Annotated in this window: 5 protein-coding genes; 1 reads left to right on the top strand and 4 read right to left on the bottom strand. The window is 72.6% G+C overall.

Features of this window, described 5'->3' with window-relative positions; all coding sequences use genetic code 11:
• Positions 1–19: 19 nt before the first annotated feature.
• Genes G5C51_RS39600 through G5C51_RS39585 form a run of 4 tightly spaced genes read right to left on the bottom strand, consistent with a single transcriptional unit; the run spans position 20 to position 4,329 of the window.
• Positions 20–1,333 (bottom strand): ABC transporter substrate-binding protein, encoded by a 1,314-nt coding sequence (locus G5C51_RS39600; protein WP_240930242.1) that lies wholly within the window; start codon positions 1,331–1,333, stop codon positions 20–22.
• A 55-nt stretch (positions 1,334–1,388) separates the two neighbouring features.
• Positions 1,389–2,165 carry a TIM barrel protein gene (locus tag G5C51_RS39595; protein ID WP_165245389.1) on the bottom strand — a complete coding sequence of 259 codons (777 nt, stop codon included), beginning with the start codon at positions 2,163–2,165 and terminating at the stop codon, positions 1,389–1,391.
• On the bottom strand, positions 2,162–3,172 hold the full coding sequence (locus tag G5C51_RS39590; RefSeq protein WP_165245387.1) for a Gfo/Idh/MocA family oxidoreductase: 1,011 nt from the start codon (positions 3,170–3,172) through the stop codon (positions 2,162–2,164). Before G5C51_RS39590 ends, G5C51_RS39595 begins: the two co-directional genes overlap by 4 nt.
• Complete coding sequence (locus tag G5C51_RS39585) at positions 3,169–4,329, bottom strand: GntR family transcriptional regulator (protein ID WP_165245385.1); 1,161 nt, start codon at positions 4,327–4,329, stop codon at positions 3,169–3,171. The genes G5C51_RS39590 and G5C51_RS39585 overlap by 4 nt, the downstream gene beginning before the upstream one ends.
• Positions 4,330–4,459: 130 nt before the next feature.
• Between G5C51_RS39585 and G5C51_RS39580 the strand changes: the two genes are divergently transcribed.
• Positions 4,460–5,383 carry a polysaccharide lyase gene (locus G5C51_RS39580; protein WP_165245383.1) on the top strand — a complete coding sequence of 308 codons (924 nt, stop codon included), beginning with the start codon at positions 4,460–4,462 and terminating at the stop codon, positions 5,381–5,383.
• The last annotated feature ends 78 nt before the right edge of the window (positions 5,384–5,461 follow it).

The raw sequence follows: 5,461 nt of genomic DNA, 5'->3' as shown, positions 1-5,461 counted from the left end.
GCTCCGCTGGTCGTGGCGCTCATGCTTGCCTCACAGACAGTCCCAGGCTGCGCATGTCCGGCAGCGTTTCGGCCTCGGTGGTCTCGAGCGCCTCGGTGATGGTGGTGCCGTACGACAGCCGGGCGAGGGCGTGGTGCAGGGAGGTGGCGGTTGCCTGCATCCGCGGGCCCCAGACCCATCCGGTACGGAGGAACTGCGCCTGCTCGGCGACGAGTTCGTAGAGGTCCTGGCCGCCGTAAAAGTCGGTGTTGAACTGCTTGGCGGCCGGCCGCAGCAGCTTCCCGTCCGCGGGCAGGATGCTGGAGCGGCCGCTGGAGAGCCGGGCGGTGATCGCTTCGGGTGTGGTGGTCAGCCATTCGAGGAAGCGCATGGCGCGCTCCTTCTTGTTGCTGTCGGCGGTGATGACGTGGACGGAGACCCCGTCGGTGCCGAGGACCGGCTTGCGGGGATTCCACTGCGGCAGCGGCGCGACCCGCCATTTGCCGGCGCCACCGGGCACCGAGGCGACCAGGGCGGCCAGGCCCCAGGGACCGACGATGTGGCCCGCCACCCGTCCGCCGGCGAGGGCGGACAGCCACTCCTGGCTGCTGCCGGGCGCGACCATCAGCAGGTCGTCGTCGATCAGGCCCTGCCAGTACTCCGCCACCCGGCGGGTCGGGCCGTCGAGGAAGTCCACCACCCAGCTGTCGCCCTCGATGCCGAACCACTGGCCGCCCGCCTGCATGGCGTGCCCGGCGAGGACGTTGTAGGCGTTCGGGTGGAAGGTGGCGAGGTCGATGCCGGCGGAGCGCTTCAGGGTGCGGGCGGCGTCGCGGAATTCGTCCCAGGTGGTGGGCACGTCGACGCGGTGCCTGCGCAGGAGGTCCGCGCGGTACGCGAAGAGCATCGGGCCGAGGTCGAAGGGGACGCCGTAGATGCGGCCGCCCAGCTCGGCGTTCGTCCAGGCCTGCGCGCCCAGCCGCCCGCGCAGCCGCGGGGTGACCAGCTCGGTGAGGTCGGCGCAGACGCCGTCGATGGCGAAGCCCGGCAGGTCGGCGTCGACGAGGGAGACGATGTCGGGCGCGTTGCCGGCGCGGGCGGCGTTGGAGAGCTTGGCGTTCCCGCCCGCCAGCCCCGAGGTCATCATGTCGAACTGCACCGGGTCGTCGGGGTGCTTGGCGTTCCAGGCCGCTACCAGGGTGTCCGTGCCGCGCAGCGCCGACCAGAAGGTCAGCGGCCCGTCGGGGTCGCCGTGGGCGGCGCTGGCGGTGCTGCATCCGGCGGCCGTGGCGCCGGTCGCGCCGGCCAGGGTGGTCCAGGCGCCGGCGGCCAGGAGGCCGCGCCTGCTGATCATGGGGACTCCTCTTGTCAAATACATGCCAAATGAATGTGCGGGTGCCGGGCGGGCGTTACGCGTCGAGCACCCGGTGAAAGGCCCCGAGCGCCTCGCCGAGCGGGGCGGCGCCGGGGTACCAGGCCCGCTCCCACTCGAGGCTGACCCAGCCCCGATAGCCGATCCGGTCCAGCGCGGCGCGGATATCCCGCAGCGGCAGCACGCCCCGGCCCGGCAGCACCGGGCTCAGGTCGGTCGCGGAGGCGACGTCCTTGAACTGCACGTGCCGCAGCCACGGTTCGAGCGCGGCGGCGGTCTCCGCGACCGGCTCGCCGGCCCGCCAGGGGTTCACCGCGTCCCACACCGCGCCGACGGACGGCGAGCCGACCGCCCCGAGCACATCGGCCACGGCGGCGCCGGTCAGGAACTCATCGTGGGTCTCGAGCACGATGCCGACGCCCGCGGCCTCGGCGGCGGGCGCGGCCGCGGCGAGGTTACGTATCGCACGCTCGCGGCGCCCGTCCGGCTGCTCCGCGCCGCCGCCGAAGACCCGCACGTACGGGGCGCCGAGCCGGGCCGCCAGCCGCAGATGCCGCTCCAGGTCGGCGGCCACCGCGGCCGCCGTCGAGGCCACCTGGACGTACGAGGCGAGGCAGATCACCGACAGGCCCGCTGCCGCGAGCCGGGCGCCGATCGCCTCCGCCTCCCGCTCGCCCGTATCAGGGGTGACCAACTGGCCGTCGGCGCACCGCAGCTCGACCCCCGTGCAGCGGCCGTCCGCCCGTGCGAGCCGGAGGACGTCGGCGAGGCTCGCCTCCGGGCAGCCGAGGGTGCTGAACGCACGCCGGTTCACGGCACCACCGCCGGCGCCGGGACCGCAACGGTGTGGCCGCGCTCCGCCGACGCGTACACGGTGAGGGCGGCCGAGACGACCGAGCGCCCGTACGCCCCGTCGGCGTACTCCCCGTCACCCCCGCGGGCCGCCGCGACGAAGCCGTCCAGCTGGGCCCGGAAGGCCGCGTGCCCGTGCGCCGGGTCGGCGGCGAGCAGCGGCGTGGACGCGCCGTCGCGCAGCAGCGACAGCCCTTCGGCCCGGGAGGCCCGCAGCGTGGCGCTTTCCAGCACCACCTCGGTCTCGTCGTAATACGGCGCTCCGCGGCTGGTCAGCGCAAGGCTCGCGTGCACGCCGTTGTCCAGCTCCAGCAGCGCGAGCGCGTCGGTCTCCACCTCCATGCCGGGGCGGCCGCGCACCACCGCGCTGACGCTGCGCACCGGCGCGCCGCCGAACAGCTGGATGCGGTCCAGGCCGTGCGTGCCGACATTGAGCACGATCCCGCCGCCCGCGACCGCGCGGTCGAAGAACCAGCCGGGCCGGGAGCCGGGTTCGTAGTGCGAGGAGCGGCGATGGGTGATGAGCAGCGGCTCCCCGAACTCCCCCGAGGCGATCAGCCGCCGGACCTCGCGTACGACGGGGTCGAAGTGGATGACGTGCGCCACCGCGAGCAGCGTGCCTGCTTCCCGGCAGGCTTCGATCATGCGGGTGCAGTCGTCGGCGGTGGTCGCCATCGGCTTCTCGACCAGTACGTGGAGCCCCGCCTGTGCGGCCTCGATGACGAGCGGCGCATGCAGCGCGTGCGGCGCGGTGACGATGACGGCGTCGAGCCCGGCGTCGGCGAGCATCGCGCGGTGGTCGGTGTAGACGGGCGTGCCGGCGGGCGTCGCGAGCGCTTCGGCCGTGGCCCGGTTCACGTCGCAGATCGCGGCGATCTCGTACGCCCGGGCGCCCGCGGCCGCCCGTACGTGTTCGGCGCCGACGGCACCCGCGCCGAGCACGCCGATGCGGAAGATTCCGTCCTTCACGCCGGCACCACCGACCGGCGCACGCCCGCCTGTTGCACGGCTCCGCAGGACGCGCGGATCACCAGCCGGGGCTGGAGCTGCACCCGGTGCGTGGGCGCCTGCTCCCCCGACTCCAGCCGGCGCAGCAGCAGCTCCGCCGCGAGGCTGCCGACCTCGGCCTTGGGCGGGGACACCGCGGTCAGCGGCACGTCGCCCACCTCGGCGACCTCGTCGTCGTACGCGACCACGGCCAGGTCGCCGGGGACGGCGAGGCCGTTGCGGCGGGCGTGCACGATGAGCGCGGCGGCGTCCCGGTCGCCGTGGCAGAAGACGGCGGTGATGCCCGCCTCCGTGCAGTGCCGGGCGTAGTCGGCCAGGTCCGCGGGCGCCCACTGCTCGCTGCGGACCACGGCGCCCTCGACCAGTTCGACGTCCAGCAGCCGGGCGGCGGCGTCGAAGCCCCGCGCGACCAGCTCGCTGGTGCCGGTGAGCCGCCGGCCGACGAGGCCGATCCGCCGGTGGCCGAGCGAGCGCAGGTGCCCGAGCGCCCGGTACACCCCGCCGGCGTGGTCGGTCTCCACATACGTCGTCGGGTCGTCGGGGGCGGGTCGCGGCGGGCGGCGCTCCACCAGCACGTACGGCACGGGGAGTTCGCGCAGCCCGTCGACGTAACCCTGCGGGTCGTCCATCAGGTGCAGGTTCGGTACGAGCAGCAGGCCCCGCACGCCGGTCTCGCGCATCGCCCGCAGCTCGCCGCTCTCGATGCCGAGGTCGTACTTCGACGACGCGAGCATGACGCCGGCCCCTGCGTCCCTGAGCACCCGCTGGATGCCGTCGACGACGCGGGGATAGTAGTAGGTCGTCGAGGGCACCAGGACGCCGATCAGGCGGCGGGCGCCGGAGGGTGGTTGCGCTGCCGCGGCGGGCGGCGCGTCGCTGGGCCGTACGAACGTGCCTGCGCCCTGCCGCCGTTGCACGACGCCGTCGGCCACGAGCTGGGTGACGGCGCGGCGCAGGGTGTTGATGCTGACCGAGAGCGAGTCGGCCAGGTCGCGCTCGACGGGAAGCTGTGCTCCGGCGGCCCAGGTGCCGTCGGCTATCTCCTGGCGCAGGCGCTCGGCGACCTGCCGGTACTTGGGCCCGGGAAGGAATGATTCCTTCTCTTCTGGCGATTTCATGCCGAGGAGATTGCAGTAATCATCCTCTTGCGTCAACCCCTTGACAGTGCTTTTGTAACCCCAGCCCGCAGAATTCCAGCAATTCATTCTCCTTTCAGGAATGAATTCGGTACCCGGGAGTGAGGAACGAATGAGATCGAGAAAGCTCAAGTCGAAGAAGCTGATGCTCACCACCGCCGCGGCCGCCACGCTGCTGGCGCCCGCCGTGCTCTACCCGCAGTTCGCGTCCGGCTCCCCCGCCGAGGCCGAACAGGCGGCCGCGTACCAGGAGAACACCTTCGAGCGCCCTGCCGCGGGCGGCCCGTACACCCTCGACGAATGGACGCAGGACGGCTGGAGCGCCCCCTGGTCGCTCGGCATGGACGAGCGCACCCTCGTGGACGACACGACCCCGGCGCACAGCGGCGACAAGTCGCTGCGGGTGCTCTATCCGGAAGGCAAGATCGGCCCCGAGGACTCCGGCGCGCAAGCGCCGTTCCAGCTGGACAAGGCGCGCGAGTACTACGTGTCCATGTGGATCAAGTTCGACGAGGACTTCAGCTGGGGCACCAGCCAGTACGCCGGCAAGGTCGGCATCGGCCTGGCGGGCGGCAAGTCCTGCTCCGGCGGCCAGACCTGCGACGGCACCAACGGCTTCAGCTCCCGCTTCATCTGGCGGCGGGCCGGCGGCGAAGCGGCGCTGTACTACTACCACATGGACAAGCAGGACACATACGGCGACTACGTCTCGCTGGAGAAGAACGGCTCGGTCATCCAGTGGCCCAAGGGCGAGTGGGTGAACGTCGTGCAGCGGGTCAAGGTCAACTCCGTCACCGACGGGCAGGCCAACCGCGACGGCGAGATCGAGGTCTTCTACAACGGCGAGTCCGCCGCCAAGGTCACCGGGCTGCGCTTCGTCACCAATGGCGATCAGGTGGACAAGGCGTACTTCGACAGCTTCGCCGGCGGCGCGACCACGGACTTCGCCCCGCAGAACGACAGCTACATCTGGTACGACGACGTCAAGGTCTCCACCGATCCGGCGGACATCTGCGAGCTCAACGGCTGTTCCTGAGCCGCCCCGTTCCCCGTGCCGGGAGGACCACTCGCCCTGTCCTCCCGGCACGGGGAACGGGGCGGCTCAGGAACAGCC

The organism is Streptomyces coryli (assembly GCF_011044975.1).
Taxonomy (GTDB): domain Bacteria; phylum Actinomycetota; class Actinomycetes; order Streptomycetales; family Streptomycetaceae; genus Streptomyces; species Streptomyces coryli.
This window is presented reverse-complemented; position numbering and strand designations above follow the sequence as displayed.

Excerpts from the sequence above, each read along its gene's own strand:
- G5C51_RS39580 (WP_165245383.1), top strand. The coding sequence starts at position 4,460 with ATGAGATCGAGAAAGCTCAAGTCGAAGAAGCTGATGCTCACCACCGCC.
- G5C51_RS39585 (WP_165245385.1), bottom strand. The coding sequence starts at position 4,329 with ATGAAATCGCCAGAAGAGAAGGAATCATTCCTTCCCGGGCCCAAGTAC.
- G5C51_RS39600 (WP_240930242.1), bottom strand. The coding sequence starts at position 1,333 with ATGATCAGCAGGCGCGGCCTCCTGGCCGCCGGCGCCTGGACCACCCTG.